The sequence below is a fragment of the Mycobacterium sp. NGS27 genome, from assembly GCF_059813005.1.
Genome location: NZ_JCALDT010000055.1, coordinates 1 through 288 on the forward strand (window position 1 = coordinate 1; position 288 = coordinate 288).

A 288-nucleotide genomic window follows, 5' to 3' on the forward strand; every position below is an offset into this window, starting at 1 on the left:
TCGTATTCGATGCGCAGACCCAGTTCGCTGCCCGGAATGGCTTGCACGGTCAGGGGATAGTGATTGGTTTCGCGGCCGGTGAAGTCGGTGATGGTCAGGTCGTCGGGGCCGGTGAGGGCGGCGGTGTCGACGGGATAGTTCTCCAGTACGAGCAAGGTGTCGAAGAGTTGGTCGTGGCCGGTGAGGCGGTGGATGTCGGTCAGGGGCAGGTGGTGGTGATCCAGGGTGTGGGTGTGGGCGTGTTGGAGTTGGTCGAGGAGGTCGGTGGTGGTGGTGGTCGGGTGTAGC

1 protein-coding gene is annotated in these 288 nt (G+C 63.5%); it reads right to left on the reverse strand.

Annotated features, from left to right (window positions below; genetic code table 11):
* On the reverse strand, positions 1 to 288 hold a 288-nt coding region (locus tag AC5Y30_RS25545; RefSeq protein ID WP_499922108.1), incomplete at both ends, for a condensation domain-containing protein.